This window comes from Ruegeria sp. YTSA226 (genome assembly GCF_059609905.1).
In genome coordinates this window covers 331,003-353,862 of the sequence record NZ_JBXWMQ010000004.1, presented here as the reverse complement: position 1 = coordinate 353,862, position 22,860 = coordinate 331,003, and the positions used below count along the sequence as shown (strand labels likewise).

At 56.9% G+C, this 22,860-nt stretch carries 27 protein-coding genes; 3 read left to right on the top strand and 24 right to left on the bottom strand.

Going from position 1 to position 22,860, the window contains the following annotated elements; all coding sequences use genetic code 11:
• Window positions 1-88: 88 nt before the first annotated feature.
• Window positions 89-784, bottom strand: coding sequence for an HAD family hydrolase (locus tag AC2FFF_RS08815; RefSeq protein ID WP_142634847.1), 696 nt, complete (start codon window positions 782-784; stop codon window positions 89-91).
• 25 nt (window positions 785-809) lie between these two features.
• Window positions 810-1,094 carry a DUF3572 domain-containing protein gene (locus tag AC2FFF_RS08810; protein ID WP_142634849.1) on the bottom strand — a complete coding sequence of 95 codons (285 nt, stop codon included), beginning with the start codon at window positions 1,092-1,094 and terminating at the stop codon, window positions 810-812.
• Window positions 1,095-1,181: 87 nt separating this feature from the next.
• Between AC2FFF_RS08810 and AC2FFF_RS08805 the strand changes: the two genes are divergently transcribed.
• The gene (locus tag AC2FFF_RS08805; protein ID WP_281972825.1) at window positions 1,182-2,582 is read left to right on the top strand and encodes a diguanylate cyclase; all 1,401 of its coding nucleotides are present in this window, start codon (window positions 1,182-1,184) and stop codon (window positions 2,580-2,582) included.
• Between the two features lie 5 nt (window positions 2,583-2,587).
• On the opposite strand, the gene AC2FFF_RS08800 is transcribed toward AC2FFF_RS08805, so the two are convergent.
• Genes AC2FFF_RS08800 through AC2FFF_RS08785 form a run of 4 tightly spaced genes read right to left on the bottom strand, consistent with a single transcriptional unit; the run spans window position 2,588 to window position 4,480 of the window.
• A complete protein-coding gene (locus tag AC2FFF_RS08800) occupies window positions 2,588-3,061 on the bottom strand; it encodes a periplasmic heavy metal sensor (RefSeq protein WP_496750639.1) in 474 nt (157 codons plus the stop codon).
• Window positions 3,058-3,399: a hypothetical protein gene (locus tag AC2FFF_RS08795; protein ID WP_281972823.1), complete on the bottom strand. Its 342-nt coding sequence runs from the start codon at window positions 3,397-3,399 to the stop codon at window positions 3,058-3,060. The genes AC2FFF_RS08800 and AC2FFF_RS08795 overlap by 4 nt, the downstream gene beginning before the upstream one ends.
• Complete coding sequence (locus AC2FFF_RS08790) at window positions 3,392-4,006, bottom strand: RNA polymerase sigma factor (protein WP_281972822.1); 615 nt, start codon at window positions 4,004-4,006, stop codon at window positions 3,392-3,394. The genes AC2FFF_RS08795 and AC2FFF_RS08790 overlap by 8 nt, the downstream gene beginning before the upstream one ends.
• A gap of 6 nt (window positions 4,007-4,012) precedes the next feature.
• Window positions 4,013-4,480: an EF-hand domain-containing protein gene (locus AC2FFF_RS08785; RefSeq protein WP_142634858.1), complete on the bottom strand. Its 468-nt coding sequence runs from the start codon at window positions 4,478-4,480 to the stop codon at window positions 4,013-4,015.
• Between the two features lie 222 nt (window positions 4,481-4,702).
• On the opposite strand from AC2FFF_RS08785, the gene AC2FFF_RS08780 reads away from it, so the two are divergent.
• Window positions 4,703-5,101: a DUF983 domain-containing protein gene (locus AC2FFF_RS08780; protein ID WP_142634860.1), complete on the top strand. Its 399-nt coding sequence runs from the start codon at window positions 4,703-4,705 to the stop codon at window positions 5,099-5,101.
• A gap of 25 nt (window positions 5,102-5,126) precedes the next feature.
• Window positions 5,127-5,831, top strand: a complete 705-nt coding sequence (locus tag AC2FFF_RS08775; RefSeq protein ID WP_281972821.1) for an NUDIX hydrolase — start codon at window positions 5,127-5,129, stop codon at window positions 5,829-5,831.
• A gap of 6 nt (window positions 5,832-5,837) precedes the next feature.
• Here the strand turns inward: AC2FFF_RS08775 and AC2FFF_RS08770 are convergent, their stop codons facing one another.
• From AC2FFF_RS08770 to nuoF, 18 genes are all read right to left on the bottom strand, one after another.
• The gene (locus tag AC2FFF_RS08770) at window positions 5,838-7,505 is read right to left on the bottom strand and encodes a ribonuclease J (RefSeq protein ID WP_281972820.1); all 1,668 of its coding nucleotides are present in this window, start codon (window positions 7,503-7,505) and stop codon (window positions 5,838-5,840) included.
• Window positions 7,502-8,281, bottom strand: coding sequence for a type III pantothenate kinase (locus AC2FFF_RS08765; RefSeq protein WP_271950166.1), 780 nt, complete (start codon window positions 8,279-8,281; stop codon window positions 7,502-7,504). Before AC2FFF_RS08765 ends, AC2FFF_RS08770 begins: the two co-directional genes overlap by 4 nt.
• Before the next feature lie 11 nt (window positions 8,282-8,292).
• On the bottom strand, window positions 8,293-9,042 hold the full coding sequence (locus tag AC2FFF_RS08760; protein ID WP_281972819.1) for a biotin--[acetyl-CoA-carboxylase] ligase: 750 nt from the start codon (window positions 9,040-9,042) through the stop codon (window positions 8,293-8,295).
• A 36-nt stretch (window positions 9,043-9,078) separates the two neighbouring features.
• Window positions 9,079-10,521 carry an NADH-quinone oxidoreductase subunit NuoN gene (gene nuoN, locus AC2FFF_RS08755; RefSeq protein ID WP_271950168.1) on the bottom strand — a complete coding sequence of 481 codons (1,443 nt, stop codon included), beginning with the start codon at window positions 10,519-10,521 and terminating at the stop codon, window positions 9,079-9,081.
• A gap of 15 nt (window positions 10,522-10,536) precedes the next feature.
• Window positions 10,537-12,081, bottom strand: a complete 1,545-nt coding sequence (locus AC2FFF_RS08750) for an NADH-quinone oxidoreductase subunit M (protein ID WP_281972818.1) — start codon at window positions 12,079-12,081, stop codon at window positions 10,537-10,539.
• Complete coding sequence (gene nuoL / locus AC2FFF_RS08745; RefSeq protein WP_281972817.1) at window positions 12,081-14,231, bottom strand: NADH-quinone oxidoreductase subunit L; 2,151 nt, start codon at window positions 14,229-14,231, stop codon at window positions 12,081-12,083. Before nuoL ends, AC2FFF_RS08750 begins: the two co-directional genes overlap by 1 nt.
• Window positions 14,232-14,237: 6 nt before the next feature.
• Window positions 14,238-14,543, bottom strand: a complete 306-nt coding sequence (gene nuoK / locus AC2FFF_RS08740) for an NADH-quinone oxidoreductase subunit NuoK (protein ID WP_050602759.1) — start codon at window positions 14,541-14,543, stop codon at window positions 14,238-14,240.
• Window positions 14,544-14,547: 4 nt separating this feature from the next.
• Window positions 14,548-14,907, bottom strand: a complete 360-nt coding sequence (locus AC2FFF_RS08735; protein WP_496689759.1) for a hypothetical protein — start codon at window positions 14,905-14,907, stop codon at window positions 14,548-14,550.
• A gap of 125 nt (window positions 14,908-15,032) precedes the next feature.
• The gene (locus tag AC2FFF_RS08730) at window positions 15,033-15,635 is read right to left on the bottom strand and encodes an NADH-quinone oxidoreductase subunit J (RefSeq protein ID WP_281972815.1); all 603 of its coding nucleotides are present in this window, start codon (window positions 15,633-15,635) and stop codon (window positions 15,033-15,035) included.
• Entirely contained in the window at window positions 15,632-16,042 is a 411-nt protein-coding gene (locus AC2FFF_RS08725) for a carboxymuconolactone decarboxylase family protein (protein ID WP_142634878.1), read from the bottom strand. The genes AC2FFF_RS08730 and AC2FFF_RS08725 overlap by 4 nt, the downstream gene beginning before the upstream one ends.
• The gene (nuoI, locus tag AC2FFF_RS08720; protein WP_281972814.1) at window positions 16,039-16,533 is read right to left on the bottom strand and encodes an NADH-quinone oxidoreductase subunit NuoI; all 495 of its coding nucleotides are present in this window, start codon (window positions 16,531-16,533) and stop codon (window positions 16,039-16,041) included. Before nuoI ends, AC2FFF_RS08725 begins: the two co-directional genes overlap by 4 nt.
• Window position 16,534: 1 nt before the next feature.
• The gene (nuoH, locus tag AC2FFF_RS08715; protein ID WP_142634879.1) at window positions 16,535-17,572 is read right to left on the bottom strand and encodes an NADH-quinone oxidoreductase subunit NuoH; all 1,038 of its coding nucleotides are present in this window, start codon (window positions 17,570-17,572) and stop codon (window positions 16,535-16,537) included.
• A 204-nt stretch (window positions 17,573-17,776) separates the two neighbouring features.
• Complete coding sequence (gene nuoG / locus AC2FFF_RS08710; protein WP_281972813.1) at window positions 17,777-19,798, bottom strand: NADH-quinone oxidoreductase subunit NuoG; 2,022 nt, start codon at window positions 19,796-19,798, stop codon at window positions 17,777-17,779.
• Between the two features lie 8 nt (window positions 19,799-19,806).
• Window positions 19,807-20,232 (bottom strand): DUF5333 family protein, encoded by a 426-nt coding sequence (locus AC2FFF_RS08705; RefSeq protein ID WP_271950187.1) that lies wholly within the window; start codon window positions 20,230-20,232, stop codon window positions 19,807-19,809.
• 20 nt (window positions 20,233-20,252) lie between these two features.
• A complete protein-coding gene (locus AC2FFF_RS08700; protein ID WP_271950189.1) occupies window positions 20,253-20,657 on the bottom strand; it encodes a DUF5333 domain-containing protein in 405 nt (134 codons plus the stop codon).
• Between the two features lie 98 nt (window positions 20,658-20,755).
• Complete coding sequence (locus AC2FFF_RS08695) at window positions 20,756-21,139, bottom strand: hypothetical protein (protein ID WP_142634885.1); 384 nt, start codon at window positions 21,137-21,139, stop codon at window positions 20,756-20,758.
• Window positions 21,139-21,555 (bottom strand): MAPEG family protein, encoded by a 417-nt coding sequence (locus AC2FFF_RS08690; protein WP_142634887.1) that lies wholly within the window; start codon window positions 21,553-21,555, stop codon window positions 21,139-21,141. The genes AC2FFF_RS08695 and AC2FFF_RS08690 overlap by 1 nt, the downstream gene beginning before the upstream one ends.
• Before the next feature lie 5 nt (window positions 21,556-21,560).
• Window positions 21,561-22,859: an NADH-quinone oxidoreductase subunit NuoF gene (gene nuoF / locus AC2FFF_RS08685; protein WP_281972838.1), complete on the bottom strand. Its 1,299-nt coding sequence runs from the start codon at window positions 22,857-22,859 to the stop codon at window positions 21,561-21,563.
• Window position 22,860 lies beyond the last annotated feature (1 nt).

Sequence of the window (22,860 nt, the reverse complement as noted above, 5' to 3'; positions counted from 1 at the left end):
AGCAAGCCCCGAACGCGTACTGTTGGCCGCTCTGTCTGCGACAGGCTATGTCGGTTTCGACGTCTGAACCGCCGAATTCACAGCCCGATCACGCATTTTCGTACAACCAAGCAGGTATATGTCCGATGTTTGGCAAGACGACATCGGCCATCGCTTCGAGCGTTTCTGCACGCGCCAGACCCGTCAGAACCCCGATCGTCTTCATACCTGCTGCCCGTCCGGCCTGCAGATCATGCAGGCTGTCGCCCACCATTGCTATGTTTTCTGGGTTTACCCCCACATGCTGCGCAAAGGCGAAGAGTTGACCCGGGCCTGGCTTGAATCCGTGCCCACTGTCATAACCGGCGACAAAATCGAAATGTTCGCGGATTCCTGCAGACGAAAGATGCTCGGATGCGGGCATTTCTCCGTCATTGGTCGCAACACCCAGTTTCAGCCCTGCCTCACGCAGCCCCTCAAGGAACGGGATAAGTGGAACGGCCTGGGCTTGCGGAGATGAGGCCGACTCGGCATTCAACAGATCCACCAACTCTTCGCGCGGCATTTCCGGGAGGTGCGGCTCTAGAACCTCGGCGATTTCTTCGACGGTGCCCGCAATGACAACACTGTCCTCAGAATAGGCAACCTGTTCGAGGTCAAAGCCGATCACCTGCCCAAGCTCGGCCGCCCGGGCATGATCTCCGTTCGTCACTCGCAGTAAAAAATTGCGCCCGAACGAGCCCCAGGTTTCCGCGAAATCAAACAGGGTACCGTCTTTGTCAAACAGGATGGCTTGGATTGGCATTGTGAAACTCCTGCCCGGTAGGCTTTCAGGTCCAATGAACTTCCGCGCCGCCGGACAACAAGGCGCGGGCCTGGCCCGGCTGATCATACGGCACAGAATTGACGTCACAAAACTCGACTACCCACGAATCGTCAAGCATTAGAAAATCCAGAACAGAGCCCAGAAACTCCGGCTCTGCCGCCCTGTCTTTGATGTCCTGCACCGAAGCCCCCGTCGAACCCAGAAATACAGGCAGCAGGTCATCATTGCCGACAAGCCAGGCAAGGGCATTCAGCGCCAGCGTTTCGGCGGATTGAGCGGAAATTGGCATAAAGAAGCCCCTGATCTGATATTGGAAAGGGTTTGTTAACCAGAGTCATAAACACTTTAGCAACGCATGCAATCAACGGTGACTGATATGTCGGTGCAAGGAACGATCCTTGTCCTGGACGGGACCTCAACCAATCGAATTATGCTGAAGGTACAGCTTACTGCGGCCTGGTATCACGTCGCACAGGGGGAAAATCTGCGGGGTCTTGATGGGCTGTTGAAACGTGTGCGCCCCGATTTGATCTTAACCGCGCAGTCATTGCCGGATGGAACGGCGGCAGATGTCAAGAAAGTGGTAATGGCCGACCCGGATCTGGCGGATATACCCATTGTCGCTATCGCGCCGCAAAACGACAAATCCGCAAGGTTGAGGGCATTGTCAGATGGGTTGGACGATGTATTGGCGCACCCGTTCAAGGACACGTTGTTGCTAGCTCGGGTTCGCAGCTTGCTAAGGGCACGCGCCGATACGCAGGAATTGCAAGACAATAGCGGATCGCCATGTTTGGGATTTGCCGAAGCGACAAGCGCCTTTGCTACGCCACCCAAAGCTGCGCGCGCCGCCCTACTGACGCAATCCGCTAAAACCGGGGCGCTTTGGCAGAAGGCGCTGTCCGAACATACGCATCACAGTCTGTCAATTCACACGATATCGAACCTTCACCGCCTGCTTTCCGGCCCCATCCCGGACGCGATTATTGTCGAAATTGATGGCGAATCTTCAGGCCTGAGTGTTCTGGCGGATTTGAAATCGCGCGGGGCAACACGGCACACGGTGCTGATCGGCATCTTGAGAAAGGATGACGCGTCTCTGGCTGCCGAAGCGCTGGATCGTGGCGCGGATGCCATCTGTATGGCGGGGTTCTGCCCCCGTGAAACTCTGTTGCGGCTTGATAACCAGCTTGCCCGCAAAAGCCGAATTGACCAGATGCGGGATTCTTTGCGGCGTGGCATCGCGGAATCCTGGGTGGATCCACTGACCGGCCTGCATAACCGCCGCTATGCAATGCGAGCATTGAAGCAAATCGCCCGGCAGTCTGCGCAGACCGGGCGCGGTTTTACCGTGATGGTGGCCGATCTGGACCATTTCAAATCAATCAACGACAAGTTTGGCCATGCCGGAGGCGATCAGGTCTTGATCGAAACAGCCAAGCGCATGCGCAATTCCATTGGTTCTGACGGCTTTGTGGCCCGGATCGGGGGCGAAGAATTCTTGATCGGTCTGCCTGAAACTACGGGGCCTCGAGCATTGGGGATCGCACGAACCGTCTGCAACGACATCTGCCAGTGTCCATTTGACCTATCCGAGGCCGCCGAACCAATCGCAGTGACAATCAGCATCGGCCTCATTACGGCCGATGACAACACGTTTCGCCAGGGCATCCCACCCGCACCATTGGACAACATGATAAAATCTGCGGATACGGCCCTGTATGCTGCGAAAAAGGCGGGACGCAATCAGGTCATGGTCCAGAATCACGCAGCCTGATCCGGTCAGTCGTGTTTTCTGCCCGCTTTCGATTTTCGGTGCACCACATCTTCCAGACGATCAGCGTATTCGACGCGTTCTTTCGGGCTCATGGCTGACACACGGATCAGCCACTGCTCCTGCAAAGCAGACTGCATCTCTGACATCACCTGCGCCTGCTGACCCAACAAAGCCTCTACAGCGTCAGCTGCGAAGGGTTCGGCGCGAAGTGCGTCGCCAAGGGCTTGAAAATCCGCCGTCCGATGATCGACACCTTGGCGGTGCAGGCCCGAAAGCTCGGCCCGCATCGCTTGGCGTTCATGCTTGGGAAGCGCGCGATAAAGCGCCGATCCAAATCCCGGAGGGGCTTTGACGTGGTCATTGTTTCTGACGCGCAGCGCCGTGCCAACAACCGCACCGATGACTAGCAGATTGATAGCAAGGGACACGATCAGCAGGACAGGCATCCACCGGCGTTTAGGTTTTGACTGTTCGCTCATTCGCCTTCCTCCAGGAAGATTGTATTCAGATCCATATCCGCAACCTCGAAGCCAGAGGATTGCGAATAAAGCAACGTCGCCGGATCGGGCAAAAAGGCCGGGGCAGTCAATCCAATCCAGATGCCAGCAATGCCCGCGGCCGCCAGGCCTCCCATCCCCTGCCAGCCAAAGAAACTATCCAATGCCTGTGCCCAGAACCCTTGGGGTGATTTCTGAAGCCTTTGCAAACGAACGGTTTCCGCATCGGCCAGAATACGAAGGGCGAGTGCATCGGGTAACGGCTCATTTTCTTGCCGAGCACGTAGAAACAGGTGATTCAGGTCGCTATTTTCATCCATCGGCATATCCCAACTCGTCTCTTCTTGCGGCTAACTGCTGTGCCAGTGCCCGCTTTCCCCGAGCTGTCAGACTCTCTACAGCTTCGACGGAAATATCCATGATTCCCGCGATTTCGGGATTGGGCAACTCTTCGATGTGGCGCAAGACAACAGCCTGACGTTGCCGATCCGGAAGTTGCGCCAACGCGAACTGCAGTGCGTCCAACCTGGCGGCATCCTGAAGGTGTTCGGTTGCACTGATCGCATCGCTTTCAGGTTCGGCAACATCAGAAAGACTGTCCGCCGATTTCTTCCGCCGAATATCGACACACAGGTTCAGAGTGACTCGGTAAAGCCAAGTCGACACCTTTGCCTGTCCAGCAACCCAATCCGGCGCCATCTTCCATAGGCGCATCATGGCTTCCTGTGTGACATCTTCGGCTTCGGCCCGGTCGTTCAACAGCCTGAGCGCCACCGAAAAACTGCGCGGCCCAAGCCGATCGGTCAAAATGCGTGCCGCATCAGCGTCACCCTCGGCGAACCGCCGCAACAATGCATCGTCTCCGGGGTCGCCCGCAGCCTGACTTTGGCTGCGAGCCCTCGTTGATGAGGTACTCAGGTCCCGCATCCTTCATTAGCTGTCGTCGGTGCCAGCTTTGTCACGTTTTTTGTGATGCCAGCCCATCCGGTTTTTCGCATCGGCAAATTCCTGTTCCGAGATCGTGCCATTTTTGTCCGCGTCGATGCGGTCAAACATCTTGCCAGCACGGCGCGGCTTGGGCAACTCATCATCGGATAAGAGGCCATCCTGATTGGCATCGTGCTTTTCGAACATTTGATTCACACGCTCATTCGCCTTCTTCTGGCTAGCCGCTTGCATCTCGTCGACGCTCAACATGCCGTCGCCATTGGTGTCGGCATTGGTGAAACGCTGTTGCCTATAGGTTTGCATTTCTTCCTGCGTGACCTGACCATCATTGTTCAGGTCCAGCTCTTGAAAGGTCACGTCCTCTCGGCCTTTCGGACCGACAGCCAAGGCGGTTGTGCCTGTCAATGCAATGGCCGATACCAGAATGGCCGGGATAAGTTTCGCGCTTTTCATATCGTTTTCCTTTGTTTCTCGCGACCGGTTTGTCGCTGCTCACATAGGTTAAAACGGTGCAGTTTTCGGTTTCCGTCGCCCAATTTGAATTTTTTCTGTTGCTCACTGCCATCGACCTCATAATTTCCGGACATCTCATCGCGGCACAAAGCGACGCACCCCCCTTTTCTGTGGGGCAAAACAAGCGCAATATCAGGGCAATCTGAATGCGCGAGTTTCAAAATGACAGATCAAACGATCGACACAATATCCGAGAACGACCGTCCAACCCGGCCTGCGCTAATCAAAGGCTTCCGCTGCCGCTGCCCAAAATGCGGTGAAGGCAAGCTGTTGCACAGCTACCTGAAGGTGAATGACAGCTGCAGCAGCTGTGGTCAGGAACTGTTTCATCACCGTGCGGATGACGGTCCAGCCTATCTGACGATCCTGTTGGTCGGTCACCTGCTGGCGCCCGCTTTGCACATCTCTTATGTCCAGTGGCGCCCTGACCCGCTGAACATGTTCCTGATTTTTGCATTCGGATGTACAGCCTTGACACTGTTCCTGCTACCGCGAATGAAAGGGGCCGTTGTCGCCTATCAGTGGGCACGACGGATGCATGGGTTCGAAACGGACCGATGACCGGAATGATTGGGTCGGCCCTGAGATGAGTACGGACAAAACGGCTATACGGGACGCTGCAACAGTTATCGTGTTGCGGGACCGGATGACGAACCCTTCCATTTTGATGGGTCAGAGGGGCGCAAAAGCCGTTTTTATGCCGAACAAATTCGTGTTTCCGGGTGGCGCGGTAGACGCAGAGGACGCCTTGGTCCCGCTATCGGCTGACATGTCCCAGCTCTGCCGCGATCGGCTTGCTGAACAGTCTCCGCCCGGGCTGCAGAATGCTTTGGCGGCCGCCGCAATCCGCGAGCTCTGGGAGGAAACCGGCTTGGTGCTTGGAGTTCCCGGCGCTTGGACAGGTGAGGTGCCGATTGACTGGCAAAGCTATGCAGAGGCAGGATTTCTGCCCTCTGCACAGGCATTGCAGTTTGTTTTTCGCGCCGTCACCCCGCCCGGCCGTACGCGCCGGTTTGATGCACGATTCTTTTTGGTAGATGCAGACGCCCTGCAAGGCGATCTGGATGACTTTGGCCGCGCTTCGGATGAGTTGTCTCACCTGCAATGGGTTCCGTTGAACAAGGCGCGCGAGCTTGATCTTCCCTTCATAACCGAAGTTGTTCTGGCCGAAGTTGCAGCCCGGGTCACACGACCCGAACCACCCCAAAGCGTTCCGTTCTTCCTCAATCAAGAAGAACAAAGCCTGTTCTTACAGATCAAAGGCTATCCAATGTCCGAACAGGACTTCTAGCCGAACCTACTTCATTCGGCTGATCACCGTGGTCACCTCGGGCTTTTTGCCGATCTCGGTCTTTGCTGTCTGACGCACGATCCGGCGCAATGCCTCTTCCAGCTTGTCATCGTCGCGCCGGGTTTTGGTATCCGCCCGCATGAGGAATTGGTTCAGGTCCTCTTCCAGAACTTCGACCAGTGCTGCGCGCGATGTTCCGGTCTCGGCCAAGCCCATCGTATCGCACCAGGGTTCACCCAACGGTTCGTCTTCTTCGTCTAAAATAACCGTCACGGTTACATGCCCGTTCAAGGCCATGCGAATGCGGTCGCGGACAACTCCATCCAAGGCTCCGACCTTTACGGTTCCATCCAGATAAGTTCGGCCTGTCTCGACGTAGTCGACGACCTTGGGGGCATTGCCGCTGAGATCCAGCATCGTGCCATTGACTGCCACAACCCCGGTGCGCCCGCCCGCTTCGGCCAATTTAGCATGTTCTCGCAGATGTCGGTGTTCACCATGCATGGGAATAACCATCTGCGGGTTGACTATGGCGTGCACTTTTTCCAGATCAGGCCGGTTGGCATGGCCAGAGACGTGATACAGACCCGAGCTGTCATCCACCACATCAACGCCTTTTTCGCTGAGCTGGTTCATGATGAAGATCACGCCCTTCTCATTGCCCGGTATCGTCTTCGACGAGAACAGGAACAGATCGCCTTCCTTCAACTCGATCCCGCGGTATTTACCACGCGCAAGCTGGGCACTGGCCGCACGGCGTTCGCCCTGGCTGCCGGTTACGATCAGCATCAGGTTCTGGCGCGGGATATCTATGGCCTCTTCGGCGCTGATAACCTTGGGGAAATCCGTGAGAATGCCGGTTTCGGTCGCGGCCTCGATCATGCGCCGCATCGCACGGCCCAACAGAACGACCGAGCGCCCGGCGCGCTGGCCAGCCTCGGCCAGCGTTTTCACCCGCGCTACGTTCGAGGCGAAAGTCGTCGCAACCACCATTGATTTGGCATTTTCGACCAATTTGGTGATCTCGGGCCCTACCTCGGATTCCGAGCGGCCCGCATGCGATGAAAACACGTTCGTGCTGTCGCAGACCAATGCTTTCACACCGTCCTTTGAAATTTCTGCCCAAAGGTCCTGATCAAACGGTTCACCTACCACAGGGTTGGCATCCAGCTTGAAATCCCCTGTATGCACGATCCTCCCCGCTGGCGAGTCTATGACAAGCGCCGCACTTTCGGGGATCGAGTGCGATACCGGCAAAAACCCGACTGTAAACGGGCCAACCGTCACCTGTTCAGGCCAGGCTGACAGGGTCTGAACCGCGTCTGTCGGATGGGCTTTCTCTTCCATCTTGCGACGCGCGAGATTTGCGGTGAAGGCGCGTGCATAGATCGGGGCGCCCAAGTCGTCATAGCAATGCGCCACAGCGCCGACGTGATCTTCGTGCGCATGGGTGACAAAAACCGCCTCAAGCCGGTCGGCACGTTCTTTCAGCCAGTTGATATCGGCATGGATCAGGTCGACACCGGGTGTAGTGTCCATATCCGGAAAGGTCACGCCAAGATCGACAAGGATCAGCCGTTCCTTCCCCGGTTTGCCATAGCCATAGACATAGGCATTCATGCCAATTTCGCCCGCTCCGCCCAGGGGCAGATAGATCAGTCGTTCACTGCTCATGTTGAGCCATTTTCCTTGTTATAGCGATGGATCACGGTCAGTCCGTGCATCGTCAAATCGTCTTCTATAGCGTCAAACCCAACATCTGCCTGATCGAACAGAGGCGCAAGCCCCCCGGTTCCCACGACTTTCATCGGCATGCCATATTCCGCCTTTATCCGGGCAATCAGCCCTTCGATCAGACCGGAATAGCCCCAATACACGCCAGATTGAATGCAGCCAACCGTATTTGTTCCAATCACTTTTTCCGGACGTGTGATGTCGATATGCGGCAACGCGGCGGCCCCCTGGTGCAACGCCTCAAGGCTCAGGTTTACACCTGGAGCGATGATGCCGCCGACATATGCTCCATCCGAAGACACCACGTCAAAGTTGGTGGCCGTTCCAAAATCGACAACAACCACATCCCCGCCATGCCGTTCAAACGCCCCGGCAGCATTGGCCAGGCGATCCGGGCCAGGGACCGTACCCTCATCAATGCGCGGGCTGACAGGCAGCAGACACTCCGGCTTGCCCACGACCAATGGGCGACAGCCAAAGAACCGGTCCGCAAAGACGCGCAGATTGAAAACCACACGCGGCACGGTCGAGGCGATAATCACATCGGTGATATCAGCTTGGATCTCATAATGTTTGACCAGCGTAGAGTACCAAGTGAAATAGGCATCCGCCGTACGGGCATGGTGCGTAGACGTGCGCAGCGTGCAGACGAATTCCTCACCGTCCCAGATCGAGAAAACGGTATTGGTGTTGCCGCAGTCGATGGCTAGAAGCATTGGTGCCCCTTTCAGAAAAATACGTCTGCCGCAGGTATGCTGACGCGGCCCTTCGCGGTGTTTAGGACAAGGTTACCCCGTGCGTCCACCGTTTCGAAGGTCCCGACCGTCTCAGTGGTGACAGTACGCGCGGTGATGACCTCGCCCAGCTTAGCTGCGCGGGACAACCAGGCAGCGCGGATGGGTTCGAACCCGTAGGTTACAAACTGGGCCTCGAAACGCGCATAGGCCGATGCAAGCTCGGTCAAAAAGTCTTCGGTGGTGACATCTGCCCCTGTCTCGGACAACAGCGAAACCGGCCTTAGCGCACCTGGTTCGACTTTATCTGCAGCCGGTGCCTGCGCGAGATTGACGCCGATGCCGATTGCCAAATGCGAGACGTCCCGCCCCTGCCCGGTACTTTCCAGCAGAATCCCCGCAAGCTTACCACCGTTCAGCAACACATCATTGGGCCATTTTAGCGACAAACCCGATATGCGTCCGGTGACCGCCACACATGCATCAAACAGGGCCAAGGCGGCGACAAAACTGCGCAGAGCGGCCTGTTCCGGGCGTCCTGCGGGCCGCATCAGCAGCGTTGCGGCAAGATTTCCCTCGGGGTTTGTCCAGACCCGTCCGCGCCGACCGCGCGCCTGTGTCTGGCGGTGCGCCAGGATCCAGACCGGACCCTGAGCCATCGGCGCGATCCGGGCGGCTTCGTTCAGAGTGCTATCGACCTCTTGCAATACATGCAGCCCATATCCATCCGGCCAATCACTCATGTCACAAGAACAATAGGCCGCGGGCAATGGTCGAAATCAGTTAACAAGCGTCGCCGCTGCAGCTGCCGCTGCGCCCTCAATCCCAAACTGATAGAATACGCCAACCAACATCAATGCAGCTGACCCCATCAGAGCAACCCATAGAACCGGAGACGAATTTGCGTCGATCGGGTCGTCATTCTCGGCACCGAAATACATATAGTATACGATCCGTAGGTAATAGAATGCACCGATCACCGAGGCGATGGCAGACATGATAACCAGACCGGTCAGGCCAGCCTCAATACCCGCTTGCCAGACGCCGAATTTCGCAAAGAACCCAAGCATCGGTGGAACACCGGCAAGGCTGAACATCAGGATCAGCACGGCCAGAGCCTTACCCGGATCGCGTTTGGAATACTGGCGCAAGGCGTCAATGTCGGTAACAGGTTTACCGTCCCGTTCCATCATCAGGATAAAGGCGAAAGTTCCGACATTCATGGTCACGTAAATCGCCAGATACATCAGCATCGCCTTGATACCCAGCTCGGTCCCAGCCGCCAGTCCGATCAGCGCATACCCCATATGGGCAATCGACGAAAACGCCATCAGCCGTTTAATGTCGCGTTGTCCGATGGCAGCCACGGCCCCCAGCAGCATAGACAGAACAGACAAGAGTACGATCACCTGCTGCCAGTCCTTTACGACACCTCCAAATGCGTCGTGCAACACGCGCGCAAACAGGGCCATAGCGGCCACTTTGGGCGCCGTGGCGAAGAAGGCAGTGACTGGTGTGGGCGATCCTTCATAGACATCGGGTGTCCACATGTGGAACGGAACGGCCGATACCTTGAACGCAAGCCCCGAGATCAGGAAGATCATCCCGAACAGCAACCCAAGGGTCACATCGCCGTGGTGAACTGTTTGAATGATGCCCGAGAACAGCGTGGTACCCGTAAAGCCGTAGACAAGCGAAGCCCCATACAGCAGCAAACCCGAGCTAAGCGCGCCCAGAACGAAATATTTCAGGCCAGCCTCGGTGGATTTGGCGCTGTCACGACGCAGCGCAGCCACAACGTAGAGTGCCAGCGATTGCAGCTCGAGACCCATATACAGAGACATCAGGTCACCCGCGCTGACCATCATCATCATGCCGACAGCGGCAAGCGCCACCAGCAAAGGGTATTCGAAACGCAACAACCCGCGGCGGGTCATATAGTCCTGGCTCATCATCAAAACGGCTGCGGCAGATAGCAGGATCGCCACTTTGGCAAAGCGCGAGAACCCGTCATCAACAAACATGCCGTTAAACGCGATGTTTGTTCCGTCGCCATTTGTTGCGATCCAGAACGCCAGCAGCGCCATCAGCCCTGCTGTCACCCAGACCAATGTCGGCGCAAGCCCGTCCTTGGTGGTGTAAACAGCCGCAAGCAATGCCGCCATCGCATATAGTGCCAAAACGATCTCTGGCAGGATAATTGTCAGATCAGCCTGGATCATGTCTCCAAAGCCTCCTTAATGCGAGGCGGCTGTCTGGGTCGCGGTCTCAGCCGCGGCCAGAGCCGTATCATAGTTCGAAATCAGCGCGGCAGTCGAGTTGCCAATCACATCTGTTACCAGCGATGGATACACACCCAGCAGGATCGTCATGACGATCAGGGGGGCAAATATCAACCGCTCGCGCGAGCTCATATCAGTCATCGCCTTGAGGCTTTCTTTGATAAGATCGCCAAATACGACCCGACGATACAGCCACAAAGCATATCCCGCCGAGAAGATAACACCAGTCGCGGCCACAGCAGTCACCCAGGTATTGACTTGGAATGCGCCCATCAGGGTCAGGAACTCTCCGACGAAACCACTGGTGCCCGGCAGACCGACATTGGCCATGGTGAACAGCATGAAGACCAGCGCATAGGCGGGCATCCGGATCACCAGACCGCCATAGGCCTCGATATCGCGGGTGTGCATCCGGTCATAGATCACGCCGACACACAGGAAGAGCGCTGCCGAGATGAACCCGTGGCTGAGCATCTGGAAGATGGCTCCGTCGACACCCTGCTGGTTTGCCGCAAAGATGCCCATGGTGACAAAGCCCATATGTGCGACCGAGGAATAAGCGATCAGCTTTTTCATATCCTCCTGCACCAGAGCAACCAGCGATGTGTAAACTACAGCGATGGCCGACATCCACAGCACCAGATCGGTCATCACCGCCGACCCCACCGGGAACATCGGCAGGCTGAACCGCAGGAAGCCATAGCCACCCATCTTCAACAGGATCGCCGCCAGCACGACCGACCCTGCGGTCGGCGCCTGAACGTGTGCATCCGGCAGCCAGGTGTGGACCGGCCACATCGGCATCTTCACCGCAAATGAGGCAAAGAACGCCAGGAACATCAGCGTCTGCATACCGCCTACGATATGGATGCCCAGAACGGTAAAGCTGTCGGACGAGAAATGATGCGCCATCAGCGCTTCGATATCCGTCGTGCCTGCATCCGCATACATCGCAACCATAGCCACCAGCATCAGCACAGAGCCAAGGAACGTGTAGAGGAAGAACTTGAAGCTGGCATAGATGCGCTCTTTACCACCCCAGATGCCGATGATCAGGAACATCGGGATCAGACCTGCTTCGAAGAACAGGTAGAACAGCACCAGGTCCAGCGCCATGAACACGCCAAGCATCAGCGTTTCCAGCAGCAGGAAAGCAATCATGTATTCCTTAACACGGTCTGTCACATTCCAGCTGGCCAGAATTGTCAGCGGCATAATGAAAGTGGTCAGCAACACGAACAGGACGCTGATGCCATCCACACCCATCTTGTATTTCAGACCCATCAGCCACTGGCCCTCTTCCACCATCTGGAAGCCGGTGTTTTCAGGATCAAAGCCAGTATAGATGCCAATCGAGACCAGGAAGGTCACCGTCGTCGCAACCATGGCCACCCATTTGGCATTGCGTTGCGCGGCTGCGTCGTCGCCCTGCAGAAACAGCGCCAGTATGGCGGCCGCCGCTGCGGGGATGAAGGTGACGATCGAGAGGATATTGTCCATTAGTGTGCGCCTCCGCCGATCGACATCCAGGTGACCAGGGCAGCAATTCCCAGGACCATCCAGAAGGCATAGGTAAATATGTAACCGGTCTGCGCCTTGCCTGCGAGGCGGGTGAAGAATGGCACGATGCCCATCGCTACCCCGTTCAGGAAACCGTCAATCGTGTTGCCGTCTCCGCGTTTCCACAGGAACCGCCCAAGTGCCAAGAAAGGTTTGACGAAGATCGCGTCATAGATCTCATCAAAGTACCATTTGTTCAGCAGGAACAGATAAAGCGGACGCTGGTTTGCTGCCAAGCGCGCGGGCAACGTCGTATTCACGATATAGAACCAATAGGCCACGATGAAACCAAGCAGCATCGCAACGAAGGGTGAGACCTTGACCCATTTCGGAACAGCATGCGCATCGTCCAGCACATGATTGTCCGGTGCGATGTAGAGCGCGCCTTCTCCGGGCGTGCCAACAAAGGCATAATGGTGATCGCCGCCCTGCGCGTCCTTCTCACCATGGCTGTCCTCCGCGTGACCGGCATCCGCATGCGTATCGTCGCCGTGATCATCTTCGGCATGGGTATCGTCCCCATGCGCGCCCTCTGCCGCGTGGCCATCCACCGAAGCCTCTGCAACCGGAATGCCATAGAACTGGCCGACCTTGTCGGTGTGGCCAAAAAAGTTGCCATACCAGATCATCCCGGCGAAAACCGCACCCAGCGACAGAACGCCCAGCGGAACCAGCATGACCAACGGGCTTTCATGCGCATAGTCATGCGTGTGCTTGTCCCCGCGCGGCTCGCCATAGAAGGTCAGGAAAATCAGACGCCAGCTGTAGAATGACGTAAATACCGCCGCAATTACCAGCATCCAGAACGCGTAGCCGGTGCCTCCGGCAAAGGCGCTTTCGATGATCGCGTCTTTCGACAGGAACCCGGCAAAGCCAAATGTGGTCAGAGGAATACCAACGCCGGTAATCGCCAGCGTGCCGATCATCATCGCCCAAAACGTATAAGGGATCTTCTTCCGCAATCCGCCATACTCGGTCATCTCTTGCTCGTGATGCATCGCGTGGATCACGGAACCAGCGCCAAGGAACAGCAGCGCCTTGAAGAACGCGTGCGTCAACAGGTGGAACATGGCAGCCGAGTACATACCAACGCCCGCGGCGACGAACATGTAACCAAGCTGCGAACAGGTCGAATAAGCGATGACGCGTTTGATATCGGTCTGCACCAAACCCACGGTCGCGGCAAAGAACGCCGTCGACGCACCAAGGAAGGTGATGAACCCGGTCGCACCCGGCGCGAACTCCATCAGCGGCGACATGCGGCAGATCAGGAAGACACCAGCGGTCACCATGGTCGCGGCGTGGATCAGGGCTGATACAGGCGTCGGACCTTCCATCGCATCCGGCAACCAGGTGTGCAGGAACAACTGTGCCGATTTGCCCATCGCACCGATGAACAGCAGAACGCAGATCACTTCGATCGCGGTCCATTCACCCCACAGGAAGTGCAGCTTCCCTTCGGCCAATGCCGGGGCAGAGGCGAAGATGTCCGAGAAATTGATGCTGTCGGTCAGCAGGAATAGCGCAAAGATTCCAAGCGCAAAGCCAAAGTCCCCAACCCGGTTGACGATAAACGCCTTCATCGCAGCGGCGTTGGCGGTGGGCTTGCGATAGTAGAACCCGATCAGCAGATAAGACGCGACGCCCACACCTTCCCAGCCAAAGAACATCTGAACCAGATTGTCCGCCGTCACTAGCATCAGCATGGCAAAGGTAAAGAAGGACAGATAGGCAAAGAAGCGTGGCTTATAGCTTTCGCCTTCGCGCCATTGCGGATCGTGATCCATGTAGCCAAAGGAATACAGGTGCACCAGCGCCGAGACGGTCGTCACCACGATCAACATGATTGCGGTCAGCCGGTCCAGACGAATGGCCCAACTTGTCGACAGCGAGCCGCTTTCGATCCAGCGCATGATCTCGATCTGCTGGGTGTGGCCGTCGAACGTCAGGAAGACGATCCACGACAGCAGACAGGCCAGAAACAGCAGGCCCGTGGCGGTCCACATGGCGGCTTTCTCGCCAATGAACTTCCAGCCGAACCCGCACAGGATCGCGCCCACCAGCGGGGCAAAGAGGATGGTGGTTTCCATGTGCCCTTACCCCTTCATCATATTGACATCTTCAACCGCGATCGAGCCGCGGTTGCGGAAGAAGCAGACCAGAATGGCCAGCCCGATCGCCGCTTCGGCCGCCGCCACGGTCAGCACGAACAGCGTAAACACCTGCCCGACCAGATCGCCCAGGAAGCTGGAGAACGCCACAAGGTTGATATTCACCGCCAGCAGCATCAGTTCGATGCTCATCAGCAGGATGATGACGTTCTTGCGGTTCAGGAAGAGACCGAAGATGCCGATGACGAACAGCGTCGCCGCGACCGTAAGATAGTGTTCAAGTCCGATCATCGTCTCATAGTCCCTCGAATTTCTCTTTCCCGTTACGGAGCTCTGGAAAAGCCGCCGCACAGGCGCAGTTTTCATTCGTTTCCGTGATTTCGCTGACGTCGAAGGCTTTCTGATCGAATGTCTTTTTCACCGAATCCCACGAATGGCTTGCACCACCTTTGGCCAGTTTTTGTAGGGTTTCACTTGCCTCGTCAGTTCGATCCAGAAGGGTATTGTCGTATTCCCTGTTGAGTTGCGTCACGACATTAAGTGTTTGCCCAGTCTCGCAAGCTGAAATTTTTAGGAATGTCGATTCCGTGCATCCCAATTCTTCGTCGCAAAGACCGCCGGCTTCGTAGAAAGCTACAACTCCGTCACCGATCACTTGGTGCTCAGTTGCAATCCAATGATGGGACAACAACGGCAGGCCATCGCACTCCGTTATTGGAAACGCGACTACTGACAAAGGCATACTTGCCACAGCAAAACCAGATATGATGGCACCGAACCTCACAACCCCTGCCCCGGTTTCACGTCCTTCAACTCCATCGCTTTGGCCGGGTCGCGCATCATCTGGCCGATGATGTCCTGACGCTTGATGTCCTGACGGTGGCGCAGCGTCAGCACGATGGCGCCGATCATGGCCACCAGCAGAATCAGGCCCGCCAGTTGGAACAGAAGGAAGTATTGGTCGTAAAGGATGACACCCAGTGCCTCGGTATTGTGACGATCCACCGGAACCGGCTGTGCCAGATTGGCGGAAGCACCCTGCGCGCTGTCCCAAGCCCCAAAGGCCATGACAAACTGCATCAGGATAACCAGACCGATCAGCAGGGCCAGCGGCATATAGCGCGCCATCTCGGCCTTGAGCTCAGCAAAATCCACGTCCAGCATCATCACGACGAACAGGAACAAAACCGCGACCGCGCCGACATAGACGATGATCAGCAGCATCGCCACGAACTCAGCCCCCAGCAGCACAAACAATCCTGCCGCGGACAGGAAGGACAGGATCAACCACAGCACGGAATGCACCGGCTGGCGGCTGATCACCGTGAACAGCCCGCCGGTGATGGCGCTGATGGCGAACAGATAGAAGGCAAAGACGGTCATTGATCCTCATCCTCGTTATCGCCCATGACCTCTTGCGCCAATTCCAGCGCGCGGGTCATGGCCGGGATGCCGGCAAAGACCGACATCTGACCGATCGTTTCCACGATCTCTTGTTTCTTGGCACCGGCTTCCACAGCGTGGCGCACGGTCTGACGCACCGCCGCATCCGCCTGCGCGCCCTGACAGGTCAGCCCGGCCAGTGTCAGCAACAGGCGCGTTTTGGCATCCAACCCGTCTTTGTTGACGGTGTTGCCGAACATCATCTCCATGACTTCTTTCGGCATGGTCGGCCATAGAGTTTCGAACCCTTTGGGCGAGAAACTCTCCATCGCAGGGTTCATCGCCTTGGCCATGTCCTGCGCCTGCTTCATCATCAGCTCAAACGGATTTGTCGGGGCGTCAGTCATCGGTACGGCACGTCCATTTCCAGATTGCGGGCGATCTCGGCTTCCCAGCGCTCGCCGTTGTCGAGCAGTTTTTCCTTGTCGTAGAACAACTCTTCGCGGGTTTCCGTGGCGAATTCGAAATTAGGACCTTCGACGATGGCATCGACCGGGCAGGCCTCTTGGCAGAAACCGCAATAGATGCACTTGGTCATGTCGATGTCATAGCGCGTGGTACGGCGGCTGCCATCTTCGCGCGGTTCGGCGTCGATTGTAATGGCCTGTGCAGGGCAGATCGCCTCGCAGAGTTTGCAGGCAATACAGCGTTCTTCACCGTTGGGATAGCGACGCAGGGCGTGTTCACCGCGAAAACGCGGAGACAGAGGACCCTTTTCATGCGGGTAGTTCAGGGTGGCCTTCGGTGCGAAGAAGTACTTCAGTCCCAGCTTCATGCCGACCCAGAAGTCCTGTAGCAGGAAGTACTTGGCGGCGCGGGTGTAGTCGATTTGGGTCATGTCAGCCTCCTACGCTCCAACGGGCGAATGCCCCCCAGAACCAGTCGAATTTCGCCGCAAAGGCCACGAAGACTACCCAAGCCAGCGAGAAGGGCAGGAAGACTTTCCAACCCAGCCGCATCAGCTGGTCATAGCGGTAGCGCGGCGTGATCGCCTTGACCATTGCGAAGAGGAAGAAGAAGAACGCCATCTTCGCGACCATCCACAACACGCCGTCGGGCAGGCCCGGGATCGGGGACAGCCAGCCGCCGAAAAACAGCAGCGTGGTCAGCGCGCACATCAGGAAAATGGCGATATATTCGCCAGCCATGAACAACAGGAAAGGCGTGGCCGAGTATTCGACCTGATAGCCCGCGACCAGTTCGGATTCCGCCTCTGGCAGGTCAAACGGTGGGCGGTTGGTTTCGGCCAGCGCCGAGATGAAGAACAGGAAGACCATTGGGAAATGCGGCAACCAGTACCAGCTGAAGAACCCAAAGCGCCCGTCTTGCGCATGCACGATGTCACCGAAGTTCATCGACCCGGTCGACAGGATCACACCGATGATGATCAGACCAATCGAGACCTCGTAGGAAATCATCTGAGCGGCAGAGCGCAATGAGCCAAGGAAAGGGTACTTTGAGTTCGACGCCCACCCCCCCATGATCACGCCATAAACCTCCAACGAGGACACGGCGAAGACATACAGGATGGCGACATTTATATCCGACAGCACCCAGCCGTCGTTGAACGGAATCACGGCCCAGGCGATCATCGCCAGAACAAATGAGGTCAACGGCGCGAGGATAAAGACGGTGCGGTCTGCACCCGCTGGGATAACCACCTCTTTAACAACATATTTCAGCGCGTCGGCCACCGATTGCAGCAGGCCATAGACGCCCACCACGTTGGGGCCACGGCGCATCTGAACCGCCGCCCAGATCTTCCGGTCTCCATAGACAAGGAACAACAGCGAGATCATCACAAAGGCCACAACGGCAAGCACTTGTGCCAAAATGATGAGGGCTATTCCGCCTGGGGTGTTAAAGAATTCAGCCATTGGTCCTCACACCGTGGGTATTCCGTTTTCCGCACGAAATGCTAAGGCCATGTGCCTGCGTAAAGTGCGTCTGGGTCGGCGCGTTGGTGTAAACAGCATCTGCAGCCTCTACGCCACCCTTTTTATTCCGTTTCATAGGCAAAACAGGGGCGAGCCCCTGTCCGACCAGCACAGGGTCGAAATGCGATATGACAGAGTTTCGGTTCATTCCGCCGCGATCTTTTCGCCTTTGCGTGCCTGCGTCTGCGCCGATAGCTCAGCCATCAACTGCGAGGCCCGTGCAATCGGGTTGCTCAGGTAGAAATCCTTGACGGTGTGACGGAAGCTCGCCTTGCCCAGAGGGCCGAGCTTCAGCGCCTGAACCTCGTTTTCGATCACCTCGTCGATACGGGCCAGATGCGGCACCGCCTCGATCAGCGCGGTGCGCAGTTGCGCCAGCGAGTCATAAGGCAGCGTCGCACCCAGTTCGGCAGACAAAGCGCGCAGGATCGCCCAGTTTTCCTTAGCCTCACCTGGTGCAAACCCGGCACGCATCGCCAGTTGCGGGCGGCCTTCGGTGTTCACGAACAGGCCGTTTTCCTCGGTATAGGCTGCGCCCGGCAGGATCACGTCGGCGCGGTGCGCACCTCGATCGCCATGGCTGCCCTGATAGATGACAAAGGCGCCGTCGCCGATTTCAACTTCATCGGCACCGAGATTATAGATCACATCCGCCGCGCTGATTGTATCCATGCCACCTTCGTTGGTGGCATCGACATCCATAGAACCAACACGTGAGGCGGCTGTGTGCAGGACAATCAAACCGCTTTCGGTATTCGCCGCAATGGTTTGCGCAGCGGCCAAAACCGCAGCGCCATCCGCTTCCTGCAATGCACCCTGACCAATGATGACCAACGAGCGTTTGCCCTTGACCTCATCATCTCCGCCCATATCCACCACCTGCTGCAATGCCGCACGATCATCGCCGACATGGTGGTAGTCATAGGTCAGATCGACTGCCGGGCCGACCACAGCAATCTCGGCCCCATGCGCCCAGGCTTTGCGAATGCGCGCGTTCAGCACCGGCGCCTCATCACGCGGGTTGGTTCCGATCAGCAGAATGCGCTCGGCGCTGTCGATATCTTCGATCGCAGCGGTCCCGGCATAGGCCGCGCGGTTGCCCGTTGGCAACTTGGCGCCATCGGTACGGCTTTCGACAACCCCGCCCTGCCCTTCAATCATCTGCTTCAGAGCAAACGTAGCCTCGACCGGGGCCAAGTCGCCCACGATACCGGCGGGCTTTTCAGCCCCTTTCAACGCCTCGGCCGCTTTGGTCAACGCCTCGGGCCACGTCGCCGGGCGCAGCTTACCGTTTTCACGCAAGTATGGCTTGTCCAGCCGCTGACGACGCAGGCCGTCCCACACAAACCGCGTCTTATCACTGATCCATTCTTCGTTCACGCCATCATGATTGCGCGGCAAAAAGCGCATGACTTCGCGCCCTTTGGTATCCACACGAATGTTCGAACCCAATGCATCCATCACGTCGATGCTTTCGGTCTTGATCAGTTCCCAAGGGCGCGCGGTAAAAGCATAGGGTTTCGAGGTCAGCGCCCCGACGGGGCACAAGTCGATGATATTACCTTGCAGATTCGAATCCAGCGTCTGGTTCAGATATGACGTGATCTCGGCGTCTTCGCCCCGTCCGGTTTGACCCATCTGAGTGATCCCGGCCACTTCGGTTGTAAAGCGCACGCAGCGGGTGCAACTGATGCAGCGGGTCATCGCGGTACCAACCAGCGGACCCAGATCCAGATCATCGACCGCGCGCTTGGCTTCCTTAAACCGCGTGCCCGACATGCCATAAGCCATCGCCTGATCCTGCAGATCGCACTCGCCACCCTGATCGCAGATCGGGCAATCCAGTGGATGGTTGATCAGCAAGAACTCCATCACTCCTTCGCGGGCCTTCTTGACCATGGGCGAGTTGGTTTTGACCACCGGTGCTTGCCCTTCCGGCCCCGGACGAAGATCGCGCACCTGCATGGCACAAGAGGCCGCAGGTTTAGGCGGCCCCCCAACAACTTCGACCAGACACATCCGGCAGTTCCCGGCAATCGACAGACGCTCGTGATAGCAAAAGCGCGGCACTTCGACCCCGGCCTGTTCGCAGGCCTGAATCAGGGTCATCGCACCATCGACTTCGATTTCCTGTCCGTCGATGTTAACTTTGCGGAGGTCAGACATGATTTAAACTACCCTTTCAGGAATGTGCCGATAGCAGATTTTTTGGCGATTTCGCTTCGCCCTGCCGAGCACATCGTATCTGGAACGCCAATCACGATGCCGTTTCCTTGGATATAGCGAATAGCGTCGTCCTGTATCCGCTTCCGCGGCAAATTTCTTTCGAGATAGACAAAATCACTTTCCCGATACCCCTTGGCTTCTAGGTCGTCAGCTACCGTTTTCATGCTTTGCCTGATCTGCGATCGATTGAGCGACAAATTCGGACAACCGCCTGCAATCTGCTCTGCCATAGCGTTGGCAAAGGCCACATCATAGAGGCTCTGCGGAACCTGTGTACGAAACTGAGCGCGAGATGTGTCAGCGTCCAAAGCTTGGCTGGATGTTGACTCGCATCCAGCTAAGACCAAAAGCAAAACACCAGCAAAGCCCGTCATCAAAGCTCTGAAACCCATACTCAATTCGCCCTCAAATACACGCCGATGGCGCTGTTTCTTTCAATTTCCGCGCGACCAAGCGTACAGAAGGAATTCGGCCGGTCATACGACACGCCATTTTGGGCCAGATAGGCCTCGCCCTTGGCGCGCATTCGGTCTTTTTCTGCATCCGAATCGACATAGGAGCGGATTTCACTGTCGGAATAGCCCAACTGGTTCGCCTTCGACCGCAAGCCCCACATCACACCAATCGCCTTCATACGCCGCCCGCTGATGGAGGGGCAGTATTCCGAAATTTCGTTCGCGATAGCGATGTAATAGAGTTCGTTGTCGATCTCTTTGACTTCGCGCAAGGGAGGTTTAGCCAAAGCAACCGCAGGCAGTGTCAGCGCCGTTGCAACGGCAAGCATTTTGATACCAGACATGACAAATCCTTTCGTCTTGGAAAGACCAAGACGACGGAGGCCAGCATTGCTATGCAATAGCAATGGGCCTGTCACGGCGTGATATGCAAAAAACCGCTTCATGGACGGCGGCAGCTCCCGGCAAAGGTTAGTCTGTCATCGTTGATCTGAAGGTTTTGTGGTTCGGTATCCGGCCCGACCTTCCAGTCGATCCTGGAGGATCCGAAATTCGCGATGCAAAACTTGGTGCCCTCATAACGGCCGGCCTCGCGTGCACCATCCAATGAGGCAGATACTCCTTTGATCACAACGGTGAAATCCGAAGGAGACGCTTTTTTGTTGATGTGCTTTGCTTTGGCTCTGAACGACTTGCCATCGAATAGAATACGATCTTCCGAAGGCTTAATCAGCCCGCAGGCCGAAACCGCCACCAGCAGTAAAACTGCGCCGATGAGGGAAACATTCTTGGTTCTGGTCACAAGATCAACAGTTCGTTCAATCATTAAAACGCCGCCACCAATGCCATGATCCCCATCACGAACATGCAAAGCCAGGCAACCACGTAAAGAACCGAGCGCAAGCCAGAGTTCGGCTTACCCAGTCCACGCAGATGAACAAACAGCATTGCCAGACGCGAAACCAGTGCCACCGAGGCGAGCAAGTTTACCCAAAACGGGCTGACCCCCAACAAAATTGCCGCGATCGTCACCGCCGCAAAAGCAGGAAGCGTTTCAGTGCCGTTCAGATAGGCACGGTTCAACCGATAGGCCCTGTCTGAATAATCTTGCTCGGGCGTGGCGCCTGGCGCCAGCCCCTTACCCTGTTTGGCCATTGCCGAAAATGGGGCTAGGAACAGGACGACGAGGGTGAAGATCATCACCGATGCAAGTGCATGGCCATAGTCCGAGAATACTTCCATTTGAATCACTCCGCTGCCATCGCACCCGTGCGGCCCGATTTCTGGGCCTTGATGCGGTCTTCGATTTCTTCCCGGAAATTGCGGATCAGGCCCTGGATTGGCCAGGCTGCCGCATCACCGAGGGCACAGATCGTGTGGCCTTCCACCTGTTTGGTTACGTCAAACAGCATGTCGATCTCTTCCAACTCGGCCTCACCGCGCACAAGGCGGTCCATGACGCGCATCATCCATCCGGTGCCTTCGCGACACGGCGTGCACTGACCGCAGCTTTCATGTTTGTAAAACTTCGACAATCGCCAGATCGCTTTGATTATATCGGTGGATTTATCCATCACGATCACGGCAGCCGTACCCAGGCCCGAGCCCAGATCGTTGCGCAGGTGGTCAAAGTCCATGATCGCGTCGCGCATATTCTCACCGCGCACACAGGGCACCGACGAACCACCCGGAATAACCGCCAGCAAATTGTCCCAGCCGCCGCGAATGCCGCCGCAATGGGTTTCGATCAGCTGTTCAAACGGGATCGACATTGACTCTTCGACCACACAGGGGTTGTTCACATGGCCCGAGATCGCAAACAGCTTGGTGCCTGCATTGTTCTGACGGCCAAAACCTGCGAACCAGTCGGCCCCGCGACGCAAGATCGTCGGCACTACCGCAATGGATTCCACATTGTTCACCGTGGTCGGGCACCCATACAGACCTGCGCCCGCCGGGAACGGTGGCTTCATCCGCGGCATGCCCTTTTTGCCCTCAAGGCTTTCGATCAGGGCAGTTTCTTCACCACAGATATAGGCGCCCGCCCCGTGATGCAGAAACAAGTCGAAATCCCAGCCTGACCCAGCGGCGTTCTTGCCCAACAAACCGGCGTCATAGCCTTCGTCAATCGCGGCCTGCAGCGCCTCACGCTCGCGGATGTATTCCCCGCGCAGGTAGATATAGCAAGTATGCGCATTCATCGCGAAAGAGGCTATCAGGCAGCCTTCGATCAGCGTATGCGGATCGTGGCGCATGATTTCACGGTCTTTGCAGGTGCCAGGCTCGGATTCATCCGCGTTCACCACCAGATAGGACGGGCGACCGTCACTTTCCTTGGGCATGAAGGACCACTTCAGACCGGTTGGAAAACCCGCCCCGCCCCGGCCGCGCAGCCCTGAATCCTTCATCGTCTGGATGATCCAGTCGCGCCCGTTGCCGATCAGGCCAGCGGTGCCGTCCCAATGCCCCCGGGCCTGTGCACCGCGCAATGTACGCTCATGCATCCCGTAGATGTTGGTAAAGATCCTGTCCTGATCCTTCAGCATC